Source organism: Achromobacter sp. SLBN-14 (assembly GCF_006715415.1).
Taxonomy (GTDB): domain Bacteria; phylum Pseudomonadota; class Gammaproteobacteria; order Burkholderiales; family Burkholderiaceae_B; genus Achromobacter; species Achromobacter mucicolens.
On the sequence record NZ_VFNE01000001.1, the window covers coordinates 627698 to 642053 of the forward strand.

Below are 14356 nucleotides of genomic sequence, written 5' to 3' on the forward strand. Positions count from 1 at the left end.
GAAAGCCGCGCGCATGACGCGCGCGGCACGGCGACTATACCGCCCGGGCCAGCTCGGCCGCCAGGCCGATGTAGGAGCGCGGGGTCATCGCCAGCAGGCGGGCCTTGGGCTCTTCAGGCAGCGCCAGGCCCTGGATGAATTCTCGCAGGGCCTCTTCGGTAATGCCCTTGCCGCGCGTCAAGGCCTTGAGCTGTTCGTAGGGCTGCGGCAGACCGTAGCGGCGCATGACGGTCTGCACCGGCTCGGCCAGCACTTCCCAGCACGCGTCGATATCGGCGTCGATGGCGGCCGTGTTGACTTCCAGCTTGCCCAGGCCGCGCATGCAGGCATCCCATGCCACCAGGCAGTAGCCCAGGCCCACGCCCAGGTTGCGCAGGACGGTGGAATCGGTCAGGTCGCGCTGCCAACGGGAGATGGGCAGCTTGTCGGCCAGATGGCGCAGTACGGCGTTGGCCAGGCCCAGGTTGCCTTCGGAGTTTTCGAAGTCGATCGGGTTGACCTTGTGCGGCATGGTCGACGAACCGACCTCGCCTTCCTTCAGGCGCTGCTTGAAGTAGCCCAGCGCCACATAACCCCAGATGTCGCGATCCAGGTCCAGGATGATGATGTTGGCGCGGGTGATCGCATCGAACAGCGCGGACATCCAGTCATGCGGCTCGATCTGGATGGTGTGGCGGTTTTGGGTCAGGCCCAGCCCGGACAGCACGCGCTTGCTGAATTCGGGCCAGTTGATTTCCGGATAGGCGGACAGGTGGGCGTTGTAGTTGCCCGTGGCGCCGTTCAGCTTGGCCAGGGGCTCGACGGCCTCGACGGCGGCGATGGCGCGGTTCAGGCGCGCGGCCACGTTGGCGAATTCCTTGCCCAGCGTGGTCGGGCTGGCGGGCTGGCCATGCGTGCGCGACAGCAGCGGCTGGTCGGCGTTGGCGATGGCCATTTCATTCAGCTTGGCGGCCACTTCGCGCAGGCGCGGCACCACGACCTGGTCGCGGGCGCGCGACAGCATCAGCGCGTGCGAGGTGTTGTTGATGTCTTCGGACGTACACGCGAAGTGGATGAACTCGGCCGCGCGGGCCAGTTCGGCGTCGTCGGCGACCTTTTCCTTCAGCCAGTATTCAACGGCCTTCACGTCGTGGTTCGTGACGCGCTCGATCTCCTTGATGCAGCCGGCGTCGGCTTCGGAGAAATTGGCGACCAGCTGGGCCAGACGCGTGCGGGCGCCCTCGGAGAAGGCCGGCAGCTCGGGCAGGCCGGCGTCCGACAGCGCGATCAGCCAGGCGACCTCGACTTCGACGCGGTGCGCCATGAAACCGGCTTCGGACAGCAGACCGCGCAGCGCGTCGCCCCGGGAAGCGTAGCGGCCATCCAGTGGCGAAAGGGCATTAAGTTGGCTCAGCTGATCGGCGATTTGCATGGTCTGGTAGAGAAAAAACGACGGATGGGAAAACCCGGCGATTTTATCATCCGGGGCGGCCCGACATTGTGGCAAACTGACGAAGATTCCGCCCTGCGGACAATTCCGGCCGTCATACAGCCTGCTATACTTCGGCCGCTTTCCGACTCCGCTTGTGACTCCATGAAACTGATCGGCTCGCTTACCAGTCCCTACGTGCGCAAAGTGCGTATCGTCATGGCCGAGAAAAAGCTGGACTACCGGCTTGAACTCGAAAACGTCTGGTCCGCCGACACGCAGATCCAAACGTACAACCCGCTGGGCAAAGTTCCTTGCCTGGTCATGGAAGATGGCGGCGCCCTGTTCGACTCGCGCGTCATCGTCGAATACCTGGACACCCTGTCTCCTGTCGCCCGGCTGATTCCGCAGCCCGGACGCGACCGCGCAGCCGTCAAGTGCTGGGAAGCCATCGCCGATGGCCTCCTGGACGCGTGCGTGACCATCGTCAAGGAAAACCAGCGCCCCGAAGCCCAGCGCAGCCCCGAATGGATCGAGCGCCAGTACGGCAAGATCCACGCCAGCCTGGACGCCATGAACAAAAGCCTGGGCGACAACGCGCATTGCATGGGCATCAACTACAGCCTCGCGGACATCGCCGTGGGCTGTGCCCTGGGGTATCTGGACCTGCGGTTCCCCTCGCTGGACTGGCGCACTGGCCAGCCCAACCTGGCCCGCCTGTACGACAAGCTGTCCCAACGCCAGTCGTTCATCGACACGGTGCCCAAGACGGCCTGACGCCCCAACAAAAACGCCCGGCATGGCCGGGCGCTCGCTTTTACCGGCCGCTTTCCGCGGCCGGTTTTCATTTCCGCGATCAAACGGTCCAGGTCTGCCAGGCCTTGAACAGCATGTAGGCCGCCAGCGCAAACAGCAGTGCGGCGAACACGCGCTTGAGCGTCTGCACCGGCAGGCGATGCGCCATGCGCGCCCCCAGCGGCGCGGTCAGGACACTGGTGCAGACCAGCGCCAGCAGCGCCGGCCAATAGATGAAGCCGAGCATCCCCGGATAGGTCTGGGCCTCGTTCAGGCCCGAGACGACATAGCCCACGCTGTTGGCCAGCGCAATCGGAAAGCCCAGCGCCGCCGACGTCGACACCGCGTTGTGCAGCGCCACGTTGCACCAGACCATGAACGGGACCGACAGGAACCCGCCCCCGGCGCCGACCAGGCCCGACAGAAAGCCGATGCCCGCGCCGGCCGCGCTGGTGCCGACAACGCCCGGCATCTGCCGCGTGGGCTTGGGCTTCTTGTTGCGCAGCATGCTCCAGCCTGAATACCCCACGAACAGGGCGAAGAACAGCGACAGCCACAACGTGCTCAGCGCCGCGAACACCGCGCCGCCGGAAAGCAGCCCGCCGACGATGATGCCCGGCGCCATCGCGGCGACGATGCGCCACTTGATGGTGCCTCGCTGCTGGTGGGCCCGGACGCTGGAGATGGACGTAAAGAGGATCGACGTCATGGACGTGGCGATCGCCGCATGCACGACCAGATCGGCCGGCATTTTCTGCCAGGTGAACAGCATCGTCAGGAACGGCACCAGCAGCATCCCGCCGCCAATGCCAAGCAGGCCCGCCGCAAAGCCCACCACGCCGCCCAGGACCAACAGGCAGATCACCATCGTCACATCCACAACCCTCTCCTCGCTTTTATTGTCATGAACAAGGCCCCACGGATATTGCACCCGGGGGCCTTGGTTACGTGCGGCAGGGCATTCCTAAAGAATGATCCCGCCGCCCAGGCAAACCTCGCCATCGTATAGCACGGCCGACTGGCCGGGCGTCACCGCCCACTGGGGGTCGGTAAATTCCAGTGAAAAAGTCTCTTGCGCCGCATCGGCCAGGCGGCACGCCGCATCGGCCTGCCGGTAACGCGTCTTGGCGCCGAAGACGCCCGCGGCCGGCGGGTGGCCCGCCACCCAGCTCGCGTCCTGCGCCTTCAGGTTGCCGGACAGCAGCCAGGGATGGTCGTGCCCCTGCACGACGTACAGCACGTTGCGCGCGAGGTCCTTGCGGGCCACGTACCAGGCCTCGGCCGTGCCGTCCTCGCGTTGCCGGCCCTTCACGCCGCCCACGCCCAGCCCCTTGCGCTGGCCCAGCGTGTAAAACGACAAGCCTTCGTGGCGGCCCACTTTCTGCCCTTCGGGCGTCAGGATGGGGCCCGGCTCAGTCGGCAGGTAGCGGTTCAAGAATTCCCGGAACGGGCGCTCACCGATAAAGCAGATGCCGGTGGAATCCTTCTTGGCGGCATTGTGCAGGCCGATCTCGTGCGCGATGCGGCGCACTTCGGTCTTGTGAATCTCGCCCAGCGGAAACAGCGTGCGCGACAACTGCGCCTGGTTCAGCCGATGCAGGAAGTAGCTTTGGTCCTTGGAAGCGTCAAGCGCCTTGAGCAGCTGGAACTGCGTCCCGCCGCCCTCGGCCGGCACTTCGCGCACGCGCGCGTAGTGGCCGGTCGCGATGTGCTCGGCGCCCAGCGCCATGGCGTGGTCCAGGAATGCCTTGAACTTGATTTCGGCATTGCACAGCACATCGGGATTGGGCGTGCGGCCAGCGGAGTACTCGCGCAGGAACTCCGCGAACACGCGGTCCTTGTATTCGGCGGCGAAGTTGACGAATTCGAATTCCACGCCGACCAGATCGGCCACGCTGGCGGCGTCCAGCAGATCCTGGCGAGTGGAGCAGTATTCGGAATCGTCGTCGTCTTCCCAGTTCTTCATGAACAGGCCGACGACCTCGTAGCCTTGCTGCTTGAGCAGCCAGGCGGTGACCGAAGAATCGACCCCGCCGGACATGCCGACGACAACGCGGCCTTTCTTGGTGGATGTTTGACTCATGATGCGGCTATTTTAGATCGGACACGGCGTCTTCCCTCGGCTGGGGCTCGGCGGCGCGGGACACTTCCATCAGCCAGGCCCGGAAGGCCTGCAACGTGGGCAGATTGGCCTTTTGCTCGGGATAGCACAGGTAGTAGCCCATGCGCGCCCGGATCGGCAACTGGATGGCGATGGCAAGCTTGCCGTCGCGCAGCTCGTCCTCGATCAGGCAGCGCGGGATCAGCGCCACGCCAAAACCCGCGGCGGCTGCCTGCGACAGCAACGCGTATTGGTCGAAGCGCGCGCCTTCCAGGCTGCGGCGCGTGTCGCAGCCGGCCTGCTCGAACCAGTCGCGCCAGCCCTCCAGGGCCGACGTATGGTGCAGCAGCGGATAGGCCAGGAGCGCTTCGGGCGACGTGCACCCGCCCGGGATCAGGCGGGGACTGCAGACGGGAAGAATCTCGCGGCCGACGATGTAATCGGCCCCGCTGCCGGGCCACAGGCCCTCGCCGAAGCGCACGGCGGCGTCCAGCTCCGGCGTGGAGAAGTCGTAGCCCTGGCGGTGCGGCAGGAATTCCACATGGATGTCGGGACGCAAGCGCATGAAGGCGGTCAGGCGCGGAATCAGCCAGCGCGCGCCGAACGTGGGCATGCAGGTCAGGTTCAGCGTGCCGCCCCGCCCCTGATGCGCGATCAGTTCGACGGTGGCCGCTTCGATCTGGCCGAGACCGGCCTGGATCTTGGCCAGGTAACTGCGGCCCGCTTCGGTCAAGACCAGGCCTTGCCTGATTCGCAGGAATAGTTCGACGCCGACGAACTCCTCCAGATGTTTCACCTGTTTACTCACCGCGCCCTGCGTCACGCACAATTCCTGCGCGGCGCGCGTGAAACTGCTGTGTCTGGCGGCGACTTCAAAGGCCTGAAGATCGGTTAAAGAGGGACAGAAACGCCTCATTTGCAGCCCCCACCCGTCGTGGGGCTCCCTTGCCCGCGCGGGCGTGACGTCGGCACAGGATGCACGGCGGATGTTACACAAAAGTAACCGCAGCGAAGCCCTGCCGAGAAAGAGGTATGAAAAAAAGTCATAGCTTACGGAGAATCTTTCGTTTGCGCAAACCTGCCCGCCAGGAAAGAATCGTCGGGTTTGCGACTGCTTTCATGCAGCTGCTTTCCATTCATTAGTAGGGGAATTCATGCAACGCCGTAATGTAGTTCTGGGCCTGTGTGTCGCTGCCGCGACCCTGGCCACGCCGCTGACCTCGGGTATCGCGCACGCTGAAGACGCGTATCCCAGCAAGCCCATCCGCCTGATCGTTCCCTTCCCGCCCGGCGGCACCACCGACATCGTCGGCCGCCTGTTCGCCGACAAGCTCGGCAAGGAACTGGGCCAGACCGTCGTCGTGGAAAACCGCGGCGGCGCCGGCGGCTCGATCGGCAGCGCGTTCGTCGCCAGCAGCGCGCCGGACGGCTATGTCCTGGGCATTGCCACCGTCAGCACGCACGGTATCAATCCGGCCATCTACCCGAACCTGCCGTTCGATGGCGAGAAGGACTTCACGCCCGTCTCGAACCTGGCCGCCGTGCCGAACATCATGACCATCAACCCGAAGGTCCAGGCCAAGAACATCGCCGAGTTCATCACGCTGGCCAAGAGCCAGCCGGGCAAGCTGACGTACGCGTCGGCCGGCAACGGTTCGGTCTCGCACATGATGGGCGAACTGTTCAAGATGGCGTCGGGCACCGACCTGATGCACGTGCCTTACCGTGGCGTTGGCCCCGCGCTGAACGACGCGCTGGCCGGCCAGGTCGACGTCATGTACGACAACCTGCCCTCCACCCTGCCGCACGTGCAGTCCGGCCGCCTGATCGCCATGGCTGTCGCCGCCCCGCAGCGCGTTGCCGCGCTGCCTGACGTGCCCACGTTCGCCGAAGCCGGCCTGCCCGCCGTGAACGACGCGTCGTGGTTCGGCCTGGTCGCCCCGGCCAAGCTGCCCGCCCCCGTGCTGGCCAAGCTGAACGCCGCTGTCCAGAAGGTCAGCGCCGAAGAGGACGTCAAGAGCCGCCTCGCTGCCCTGGGCGCTTCGCCCGCGGCCAACACCCCGGCCGAATTCGGCGCGCAGATCTCGGCTGAAATCGCCAAGAACAAGCGCATCGCCAAAGAAGCCAACGTGAAGATCGACTAACCGGTCTTCGGTCCTCCCGCGCCGCCGGCACGCGAGGACCTCCGATTCACGAACGCAGTACCCCCCTATGCGAATTACCCAACCCCTGTCCTACCGCCTCGACCTTCCGCAGCAATACCCCGATTCGGATATTTCGGCCCCCCTCGTGCTGGATTCCCCGCACAGCGGCACCGCCTACCCCCCCGATTTCGCTGCCGCGGTGGACTTTGGCGCATTGCGCACCGCCGAGGACACCTGGGTTGACGATCTGTGGGGCGACGCCATCGAGATGGGCGTGCCGATGATTGCCGCGGCCTTCCCGCGCGCCTACATCGACGCCAACCGCGCCCGCGACGAAATCGACGAACTGCTGCTGGACCAGGCTTGGCCTGACGCCCTGAATCCTTCGCCCAAGGTCAAGCTTGGCAAGGGCCTGATCTGGCGCATGCTCGATGACGGCACGCCGCTGTACGACCGCAAGCTGACGGTCGAGGAAGTGCGCCACCGCATCGACGCCTGCTGGGAGCCCTATCACGCCGCGCTTGGCCAGGTGCTGGACAACGCGCATCGCAAGTTCGGCAAGGTCTGGCACATCAATTGCCATTCCATGCCCAGCGTCGCCGGCGAATTCGCCACCGACCGCCCCGGCCTCGTCCACCCCGATTTCGTGCTGGGCGATCGCGACGGCAGCACCAGCGACCCCGCCTTCCGCGAATTCATCGCAGCCTGGCTGCGCGAGCGCGGCTACGACGTCACCGTGAACGATCCCTACAAGGGCGTGGAGCTGGTGCGCGCGTTCGGCCGCCCGCAAGAAGGCCGCCACAGCCTGCAGATCGAAATCAACCGCAAGCTCTACATGGACGAAGTGTCGCTTCGTCCCACCGAAAACTATGGCCGCCTGAAGGCCGATCTGCGCGACCTCACCGGCGCGCTGATCAACTGGACGCGCGCGCAGACGGCTTGACGCCGGACGTCTGTTCGCCGGCGCCGGCCAGCGACGTGTTCATACCGGCCGGCGCATTCGGGTTGCAAGACCCCTGCCCCATGGTTCGCCATGGGGTTTTTTTTGCCCGCGCGAGATGCGGACAAACGGGGGAAGCGTCAGAGCGCACATTCCGTGTATAACTACGGCGAACCTTCTGAGGAGAGGCGTCGATGCACATCGGGATACCAAAAGAAACCCGAGACGGGGAAACCCGTGTCGCAGCAACACCGGAGACCGTCAAGAAGTACGTGGGCGGCAAGCACACCGTCGTCGTGGAGCGTGGTGCGGGCGCCGCGGCCCGCTATCCCGACGATGCCTACGTTGCCGCGGGCGCCACGCTAGGTTCCGCTCAGGATGCCCTGGGCGCCGATCTGGTCATGAAGGTTCGCGCGCCCTCCCCCGAAGAATTGCCGCACATGAAACCGGGCACGGTGGTCATCGGCATGCTCGATCCCTTCGACGCCGAAGGCCTGGCGCAACTGGCCGCTGCCGGCCTGACCGGCTTTGCGCTGGAAGCCGCGCCGCGCATCACCCGCGCCCAGAGCCTGGACGTGCTGTCCTCGCAGGCCAACCTGGCCGGCTACAAGGCCGTGCTCCTCGCCGCCCATCACTACGGACGGCTGATTCCCATGATGATGACGGCCGCCGGCACGCTGAAGGCCGCGCGCGCGGTCATCCTGGGCACTGGCGTCGCAGGCCTGCAGGCCATCGCCACGGCCAAGCGGCTGGGCGCCGTGGTCGAGGCATCCGACGTGCGCCCCGCCGCCCGCGAACAGGTCGAATCGCTGGGCGCCAAGTTCATCGACGTGCCCTTCGAAACCGACGAAGAACGCGAGATCGCACAGGGCAAGGGCGGCTACGCGCGCCCCATGCCCCCGGCCTGGATGGCCCGCCAGGCGGCGCTGGTGTCCGAACGCTGCAAGCAGGCCGACATCGTGATCACCACGGCGCTGATTCCCGGCCGGCCCGCCCCCATGCTGGTTTCTGCGGAAACGGTGGCGGCCATGAAGCCCGGCTCGGTGCTGGTGGACCTTGCCGTCGAACGCGGCGGCAACTGCCCGCTTTCGGAGAAAGGCCGCATCGTCGAAAAGCACGATGTCACGATCATCGGGCTGACCAACCTGCCCGGCCTGGTCGCCACCGACGCCTCGGCGCTCTATGCGCGCAACATCCTGGATTTCCTGAAGCTCATCATCAATGCGGACGGCGCGCTGGCGATCCAGCGCGACGATGAAATCGTGGCGGCCTGCCTGGTGTGCGAAGGCGGCAATGTGACGCGGAGGACGTAACCATGGAAGCGATCAATCCCACCCTGATGAACCTCATCATCTTCGTGCTGGCCATCTACGTCGGCTACCACGTCGTCTGGAACGTCACCCCCGCCCTGCATACGCCGCTCATGGCGGTCACCAATGCCATTTCCGCCATCATCATCGTCGGCGCGATGCTGGCCGCCGCGCTGACCGAAGGCGGACTGGCGCGCGGCATGGGCGTCTTTGCCGTGGCGCTGGCCGCCGTGAACGTCTTTGGCGGATTTCTCGTGACGCGGCGCATGCTCGAGATGTTCAAGAAAAAGGACCGCAAGCCGGGCAAGGAGGAAGCGAAATGATCTCGCTGAACCTCGTCACGCTGCTTTACCTGATTGCCTCGGTCTGCTTCATCCAGGCGCTCAAGGGCCTGTCCCATCCCACCACCTCCCGCCTGGGCAACGCCTTCGGCATGGCCGGCATGGCGATTGCCGTGGTGACCACCGCGGCGCTCATCGTGGGCCTGGCGCGCAGCGGCACAGCCACGATCGGGCTGGGCTGGGTCGTGCTGGGGCTGCTGGTCGGCGGCTCCATCGGCACGCTGATGGCCAAGCGCGTCGAGATGACCAAGATGCCCGAACTGGTCGCCTTCATGCACAGCATGATCGGCCTGGCGGCGGTGGCGATCGCGGTGGCCGTCGTGGCCGAGCCGCACGCCTTCGGCATCGCGCCGCCCGGCATGGCCATCCCCACCGGCAACCGCTTTGAACTGTTCATCGGCACGTTCGTGGGCGCCATCACGTTTTCCGGCTCGGTCATCGCCTTTGGCAAGCTGTCCGGCAAGTACAAGTTCCGGCTGTTCCAGGGCGCGCCGGTGGTGTTCGCCGGCCAGCACATGCTGAACCTGGCGCTGGCGCTGGCGATGCTGGGCTGCGGCGTCTGGTTCATGCTCACGCAGGAATGGACGCCCTTCATCATCATGACGCTCATCGCCTTCGTGCTGGGCGTGCTGATCATCATCCCGATCGGCGGCGCGGACATGCCCGTGGTGGTGTCGATGCTGAACAGCTATTCCGGCTGGGCGGCGGCGGGCATCGGCTTCTCGCTGAACAACCCCATGCTGATCATCGCCGGATCGCTGGTGGGCTCGTCGGGCGCCATCCTGTCCTACATCATGTGCAAGGCGATGAACCGCTCGTTCTTCAACGTGATCCTGGGCGGCTTCGGCGGCCAGGCGGGCGGCGCCGCAGCCGCTGGCGACACGCCGCAACGCAGCGTCAAGTCGGGCAGCCCGGATGACGCGGCGTTCCTGATGACCAACGCCGAAAGCGTGACCATCGTGCCGGGCTACGGCCTGGCCGTGGCGCGCGCGCAGCACGCGCTGAAGGAACTTGCCGAAAAGCTCACCGAGCGCGGCGTGACCGTCAAGTACGCGATCCACCCGGTTGCGGGCCGCATGCCCGGCCACATGAACGTGCTGCTGGCCGAGGCCGAAGTGCCGTACGACCAGGTCTTCGAAATGGAAGACATCAACAGCGAGTTCGGCCAGACCGACGTGGTGCTGGTGCTGGGCGCGAACGACGTGGTCAATCCCGCCGCCAAGAACGATCCAAAGTCGCCCATCGCCGGCATGCCCATCCTGGAGGCCTACAAGGCGCGCACGGTCATCGTGAACAAGCGCTCCATGGCCTCGGGCTATGCCGGCCTGGACAACGAGCTCTTCTACATGGACCGCACGATGATGGTCTTTGGAGACGCCAAGAAGGTGCTCGAGGACATGGTCAAGGCCGTCGAATAGGCGGCGCGCCAAACGCCGCGCGGGCCTAGCCCTGCGCGGCGCGGCGCAACTGCTCGTCCACCACCTCGACCCAATGCCGCACCGGCGTGTCGGTGCCGCTTTGCAGATGGCCGATGCAGCCGATGTTGGCCGACAGGATCACATCGGGACTTGCCGCCGCAATGGCGCCCAGCTTGCGGTCTCGCAGCTCAAGCGCGATGTCCGGATTCAATACCGAATACGCGCCGGCCGACCCGCAGCACAGGTGCTTGTCGGCAAACGGCTGCAGTTCAAAACCCAGGTCGGCCAGCAACTGCTCGGACAACGGCCGCAAGCCCTGCCAGTGCTGCAAGGTGCATGGCGGATGAAAGGCCGCCCGCATGCCCGCCGGCAGCCGCGCGCGCAGCAGCCCGGCATGCGGCGCAACGATTTCGGCCACGTCCTTGACCAGCGCCACGATGTCCGCGGCCTTTTGCGCATAGGCCGCATCGTGCCGCAGATGGTGCGCGTATTCCTTGACCATGGCGCCGCAGCCCGACGCGTTCATCACGATGGCCTCGACCTTGCCGTCCTGCACCAGCGGCCACCACGCGTCGACGTTGGCGCGCATCTGCGCCACGGCTTCGTCCTGCGCATCCAGATGGAAACTGACCGCGCCGCAGCAGCCGGCGCCCGGCGCAATGCGCGCGCCGATGCCGACGGCATCCAGCACGCGGATGGTGGCGGCGTCGATGGTGGGCATCATGGCCGGCTGCACGCAGCCGGCCAGCATCAGCACCTGCCGTGCGTGCTGCCCCACCTGGGGCAACGGGCCTGCGTCGCGGCGTTCCGGCACCTTGCGCCGGAGCGCCTGCGGCAGCAGCCCGCGCAGGCTCTGGCCCAGCCGCATGGCGGGCGCGAACATCGGCGACAGCATCGCCTTGCGCAGCAAGGTGCGCCGGGTTCTATCGCCCCATGACCGCTCCACGCGCTCGTCCACGATCTTGCGGCCGATATCGACCAGATGGCCGTATTCGACCCCCGACGGGCAGGTGGTCTCGCAGTTGCGGCAGGTCAGGCAGCGGTCCAGATGCTGCTGCGTGGACTGCGTCGGTTCCTTGCCCTCAAGGACCTGCTTGATGAGATAGATGCGGCCACGCGGGCTGTCCAGCTCGTCGCCCAGGACCTGGTAGGTCGGACAGGTTGCCGTGCAGAATCCGCAATGCACGCAGCGGCGCAGGATGGCGTCCGCCTCGTTGCCCAGATCGGTGCCGCTCGCCCAGGATGCCAGATTGGTTTGCATGATGTCCTACAGCTCCAGGACCAGGCGGCCGGGGTTGAACAGGCCGGCGGGATCAAGTTCCTGCTTCAGCCGGCGGGTGATCGCGCCAATGCCCGGCGCAAGCGGGTGAAACACGCCATCGGCGGGCGGCGCGGTGTCCGCAGGCCGGAACAGCGTGGCATGGCCGCCATGCTGGGCCGCCACGTCGCGCAGTTGGGCCGCATCGTGCGGGCCGCTCAGCCATCGCTGCCCGCCACCCCACTCGATCAGCGTCGGCCCCAGTCCGAGGTCGGCCGTGGTGGGCGGCAAGGCAAGACGCCACAAGGGCTGCCCGGGCGAAAAAAACGCGTGGGTCTGCTCACGCAGCGACTGCCACCACGCCGCCGCGGCCTCGGGCGCCATCAGGTCGCCGCCGATCAGCCCTCGGGCGCTGGCGAGCGCGGGCGGCGCGCCCGACAGACGCACCATCGTCAGGCCGTCGGCCCCACCGCTTTCGCTTGTCCAGCTCGATGCGGAGATCGGCAACGGCTTGCCGCGCCAGAAGGCAAAGTTCGCCAGCGCCTGCGCCTGCGTGGCGGGCAGCATCAGCGTCATCTCTTCCATCGGCTTGGGCACGACCTTGAGCGACACCTCCAGGATGGCGCCAAAGATGCCATGCGAGCCGGCCAGGAGGCGCGAGACGTCATAACCCGCCACGTTCTTCATGACCTCGCCGCCGAAGGACAGGATGCGCCCTTCGGAATCCAGCAGTTGCGCCCCCAACACAAAATCCTTCAAGGCGCCGGCGCTCATGCGGCGCGGCCCCGACAAGCCGGCGGCCACGCAGCCGCCCACGGTCGCGGTGGGCGCGAAGTGCGGCGGCTCGAAGGCCAGCATCTGGCCGTGCTCGGCAAGCGCGGCTTCCAGTTCGGCCAGCGGCGTGCCGGCGCGCACGGTCACCACGAGTTCGGACGGGTGATAGCTGACGATGCCGCGGTAAGGCGTCATGTCCAGCAGGCAATGGCCATCCTGCGGCCTGACCGGACGATAGTTGCCGTAGAACCGCTTGCTGCCGCCGCCCATCACGAATAGGGGTTTGTGACCGGCACGCGCCGTCATGACCTGGTCGCACAATTCCGACAGGACAAAATCCATAAGGGATACGTCCTAGAAACGGGCGAGATCGGGGAAGCGCAATTCTCCCGCATGGACGTGCATCTTGCCGTATTCGGCGCAGCGAGCCAGCGTGGGGATGACCTTTTCAGGATTGAGCAGGCGCGGCGGATCAAAGGCCCGCTTGACTGCCAGGAACGCGTCGAGTTCTTCGCGAGAGAATTGCACGCACATTTGATTTATTTTCTCCATTCCCACACCGTGCTCTCCAGTCACGGTTCCTCCCACCTGCACGCACAGCTCAAGAATGGCCGCACCGAATTTTTCGGCGCGTTCCATCTCGTCCGGCTTATTCGAATCAAACAGAATCAGCGGATGCAGATTGCCGTCCCCGGCATGAAAGACGTTGGCGCATCGCAGGCCGAATTCGTCTTCCATCTGTTCGATGGCGCCCAGCACGCGCGCCAGATGACGACGCGGAATCGTGCCGTCCATGCAGTAGTAATCGGGCGACACGCGCCCCGCGGCAGGAAACGCGTTCTTGCGCCCCGCCCAGAATTTCAAGCGTTCGGCCTCGGACGCCGACACCTGGCAGCGCGTGGCGCCGGCCTCCCGGAACACCGCCTCCATGCGCGCGATCTCGTGCGCTACCTCTTCGGGCGTGCCGTCCGATTCGCATAGCAGGATGGCCTGCGCGTCCATGTCGTAGCCTGCGCGGACAAACGGTTCCACCATGTGCGTCGCGCGGCGGTCCATCATTTCCAGGCCGGCGGGAATCATGCCCGCCGCGATCACCTGCGTGACCGCATTGCCTGCGGCCTCGACGCTGGAAAAACTGGCCATGACCACCTGCTGGCACGCCGGCTTGGGGATGAGCTTGACGGTCACCTCGGTGACCACGCCCAGCATGCCCTCGGATCCGATGAACACCGACAACAGGTCCAGCCCCGGCGCATCGGGCGCGTGCGATCCCAGCTCGACTACGTCGCCGTCTATCGTGACCACGCGCACGCGCAGCACGTTGTGCACCGTGAGGCCGTACTTCAGGCAATGCACGCCGCCGGAGTTTTCCGCCACGTTGCCGCCGATGGAGCACGCAATCTGGCTGGACGGATCCGGCGCGTAGTACAGCCCGTAGGGCGACACCGCTTCGGAGATGGCAAGGTTGCGCACGCCGGGTTCGACGATGGCGGTCGCGCTGGCCAGGTCGATATGCTTGATGCGGTTGAACTTGGACAACCCGAGCAGCACGCCCCGGCTGTGCGGCATGGCGCCGCCCGACAAACCGGTTCCGGCGCCCCGCGCCACGATCGGCGCATTCAGACGCTTGCACACGCGCATGATGGCCTGCACCTGCGCTTCGGTTTCGGGCAGGGCAACCACCGCGGGTATGGAGCGGTAAAGGGATAGGCCGTCGCACTCGTAAGGACGTGTGTCCTCTTCGCGATACAGCACACAGTGCGCGGGCAGCACGGCCGACAACGCCTCGATGAGCTGTTGCTGCGAATAAGGCGCCTGCACTTGTGCCAGGCCAGTTTCGACCAGAGAATTCATGAGCGCAACAATA

At 65.9% G+C, this 14356-nt stretch carries 13 protein-coding genes; 6 read left to right on the forward strand and 7 right to left on the reverse strand.

All coding sequences use genetic code 11. The annotated features are described in order from the left end of the window. Nucleotides 1-34: 34 nt before the first annotated feature. The gene (gene purB / locus FBY20_RS02855; RefSeq protein WP_142049893.1) at nucleotides 35-1411 is read right to left on the reverse strand and encodes an adenylosuccinate lyase; all 1377 of its coding nucleotides are present in this window, start codon (nucleotides 1409-1411) and stop codon (nucleotides 35-37) included. A gap of 162 nt (nucleotides 1412-1573) precedes the next feature. Between purB and FBY20_RS02860 the strand changes: the two genes are divergently transcribed. Beyond that, complete coding sequence (locus FBY20_RS02860) at nucleotides 1574-2185, forward strand: glutathione S-transferase (protein ID WP_056322638.1); 612 nt, start codon at nucleotides 1574-1576, stop codon at nucleotides 2183-2185. A 79-nt stretch (nucleotides 2186-2264) separates the two neighbouring features. Here FBY20_RS02860 and FBY20_RS02865 read toward each other — a convergent pair whose 3' ends face one another. The 3 genes from FBY20_RS02865 to FBY20_RS02875 form a co-directional block, all read right to left on the reverse strand. After that, nucleotides 2265-3083 (reverse strand): sulfite exporter TauE/SafE family protein, encoded by an 819-nt coding sequence (locus tag FBY20_RS02865; RefSeq protein WP_056322636.1) that lies wholly within the window; start codon nucleotides 3081-3083, stop codon nucleotides 2265-2267. An 84-nt stretch (nucleotides 3084-3167) separates the two neighbouring features. Next, complete coding sequence (gene mnmA / locus FBY20_RS02870) at nucleotides 3168-4286, reverse strand: tRNA 2-thiouridine(34) synthase MnmA (RefSeq protein WP_142049896.1); 1119 nt, start codon at nucleotides 4284-4286, stop codon at nucleotides 3168-3170. Nucleotides 4287-4293: 7 nt separating this feature from the next. Then, nucleotides 4294-5220, reverse strand: coding sequence for a LysR substrate-binding domain-containing protein (locus tag FBY20_RS02875; RefSeq protein WP_056322630.1), 927 nt, complete (start codon nucleotides 5218-5220; stop codon nucleotides 4294-4296). A 238-nt stretch (nucleotides 5221-5458) separates the two neighbouring features. On the opposite strand from FBY20_RS02875, the gene FBY20_RS02880 reads away from it, so the two are divergent. The 5 genes from FBY20_RS02880 (at nucleotide 5459) to FBY20_RS02900 (ending at nucleotide 10457) form a co-directional block, all read left to right on the forward strand. Next, entirely contained in the window at nucleotides 5459-6448 is a 990-nt protein-coding gene (locus FBY20_RS02880; protein WP_142049899.1) for a tripartite tricarboxylate transporter substrate binding protein, read from the forward strand. Between the two features lie 67 nt (nucleotides 6449-6515). Continuing rightward, nucleotides 6516-7391, forward strand: a complete 876-nt coding sequence (locus tag FBY20_RS02885; RefSeq protein WP_062838463.1) for an N-formylglutamate amidohydrolase — start codon at nucleotides 6516-6518, stop codon at nucleotides 7389-7391. Nucleotides 7392-7582: 191 nt separating this feature from the next. Beyond that, on the forward strand, nucleotides 7583-8701 hold the full coding sequence (locus FBY20_RS02890; protein ID WP_056322621.1) for a Re/Si-specific NAD(P)(+) transhydrogenase subunit alpha: 1119 nt from the start codon (nucleotides 7583-7585) through the stop codon (nucleotides 8699-8701). 2 nt (nucleotides 8702-8703) lie between these two features. Continuing rightward, on the forward strand, nucleotides 8704-9021 hold the full coding sequence (locus tag FBY20_RS02895; protein ID WP_006224972.1) for an NAD(P) transhydrogenase subunit alpha: 318 nt from the start codon (nucleotides 8704-8706) through the stop codon (nucleotides 9019-9021). Beyond that, complete coding sequence (locus FBY20_RS02900; protein ID WP_056322618.1) at nucleotides 9018-10457, forward strand: NAD(P)(+) transhydrogenase (Re/Si-specific) subunit beta; 1440 nt, start codon at nucleotides 9018-9020, stop codon at nucleotides 10455-10457. The genes FBY20_RS02895 and FBY20_RS02900 overlap by 4 nt, the downstream gene beginning before the upstream one ends. A gap of 25 nt (nucleotides 10458-10482) precedes the next feature. Here the strand turns inward: FBY20_RS02900 and glcF are convergent, their stop codons facing one another. From glcF to FBY20_RS02915, 3 genes are read right to left on the reverse strand one after another with little or no spacing between them, the layout of a single operon-like run. Then, on the reverse strand, nucleotides 10483-11718 hold the full coding sequence (gene glcF / locus FBY20_RS02905) for a glycolate oxidase subunit GlcF (RefSeq protein WP_142049902.1): 1236 nt from the start codon (nucleotides 11716-11718) through the stop codon (nucleotides 10483-10485). Nucleotides 11719-11724: 6 nt separating this feature from the next. After that, nucleotides 11725-12831: a glycolate oxidase subunit GlcE gene (gene glcE, locus FBY20_RS02910; RefSeq protein WP_142049905.1), complete on the reverse strand. Its 1107-nt coding sequence runs from the start codon at nucleotides 12829-12831 to the stop codon at nucleotides 11725-11727. A gap of 12 nt (nucleotides 12832-12843) precedes the next feature. Further along, nucleotides 12844-14343, reverse strand: a complete 1500-nt coding sequence (locus FBY20_RS02915) for an FAD-linked oxidase C-terminal domain-containing protein (protein ID WP_142049908.1) — start codon at nucleotides 14341-14343, stop codon at nucleotides 12844-12846. Nucleotides 14344-14356 lie beyond the last annotated feature (13 nt).

Excerpts from the sequence above, each read along its gene's own strand:
- FBY20_RS02915 (WP_142049908.1), bottom strand. The coding sequence starts at position 14,343 with ATGAATTCTCTGGTCGAAACTGGCCTGGCACAAGTGCAGGCGCCTTAT.
- FBY20_RS02890 (WP_056322621.1), top strand. The coding sequence starts at position 7,583 with ATGCACATCGGGATACCAAAAGAAACCCGAGACGGGGAAACCCGTGTC.
- FBY20_RS02880 (WP_142049899.1), top strand. The coding sequence starts at position 5,459 with ATGCAACGCCGTAATGTAGTTCTGGGCCTGTGTGTCGCTGCCGCGACC.
- glcF (WP_142049902.1), bottom strand. The coding sequence starts at position 11,718 with ATGCAAACCAATCTGGCATCCTGGGCGAGCGGCACCGATCTGGGCAAC.
- FBY20_RS02885 (WP_062838463.1), top strand. The coding sequence starts at position 6,516 with ATGCGAATTACCCAACCCCTGTCCTACCGCCTCGACCTTCCGCAGCAA.
- mnmA (WP_142049896.1), bottom strand. The coding sequence starts at position 4,286 with ATGAGTCAAACATCCACCAAGAAAGGCCGCGTTGTCGTCGGCATGTCC.
- FBY20_RS02895 (WP_006224972.1), top strand. The coding sequence starts at position 8,704 with ATGGAAGCGATCAATCCCACCCTGATGAACCTCATCATCTTCGTGCTG.
- purB (WP_142049893.1), bottom strand. The coding sequence starts at position 1,411 with ATGCAAATCGCCGATCAGCTGAGCCAACTTAATGCCCTTTCGCCACTG.
- glcE (WP_142049905.1), bottom strand. The coding sequence starts at position 12,831 with ATGGATTTTGTCCTGTCGGAATTGTGCGACCAGGTCATGACGGCGCGT.
- FBY20_RS02875 (WP_056322630.1), bottom strand. The coding sequence starts at position 5,220 with ATGAGGCGTTTCTGTCCCTCTTTAACCGATCTTCAGGCCTTTGAAGTC.
- FBY20_RS02900 (WP_056322618.1), top strand. The coding sequence starts at position 9,018 with ATGATCTCGCTGAACCTCGTCACGCTGCTTTACCTGATTGCCTCGGTC.
- FBY20_RS02860 (WP_056322638.1), top strand. The coding sequence starts at position 1,574 with ATGAAACTGATCGGCTCGCTTACCAGTCCCTACGTGCGCAAAGTGCGT.